The organism is Haloferax sp. KTX1, assembly GCF_902410085.1.
Taxonomy (GTDB): domain Archaea; phylum Halobacteriota; class Halobacteria; order Halobacteriales; family Haloferacaceae; genus Haloferax; species Haloferax massiliensis.
Window position 1 is genome coordinate 1 of sequence record NZ_CABPRH010000130.1, and the last position, 475, is coordinate 475.

The 475-nt window shown below is 65.5% G+C and carries 1 protein-coding gene; it reads right to left on the minus strand.

The features are described 5' to 3' along the window. Positions 1-475 (minus strand): MBL fold metallo-hydrolase RNA specificity domain-containing protein (locus tag FY251_RS21125; RefSeq protein WP_305037593.1); only part of this gene is annotated, 475 nt, incomplete at both ends.

Genomic DNA, 475 nt, shown 5'->3' on the forward strand with positions numbered 1-475 from the left:
TTCTGGTCGTGGTACAGCGACGAGGAGAGGTCCTGTGTCGCGGATTCGTCGCCGTGGACACAGAGGATCTTCTCGGGTCGGGGGTTCATCGTCTTCACGAAGTTTTCCGGTCCCTGTCGGTCGGCGTGGCCGGAGAAGCCATCGACCGTCTCCACGTTGAGCCTGAGGCTCACCCGCTCGGCGCGTGGCCCGCTCGTATCGCCCAAGGTAATCTCGTCCTGGCCGCGCTGGATCTGGCGACCGAGCGTCCCCTCGGCCTGATAGCCGACAAAGGCCATCGTGCTGTCCGGGTCGCTGCCCAGCAGTCGGAGCCAGGACATCACGGGGCCGCCGGTGACCATCCCGGAGGTGGTCAGAATGATGGCCGGCTCGTCGTCGGCGATGTCCTGTCGCATCTCGTCGCCGCCGTCGACTTGCTCGAACTGCTCGGCGAGGAACGGGTTCTCGTCCTCGTACAGGATACGCTGGCGGAGGT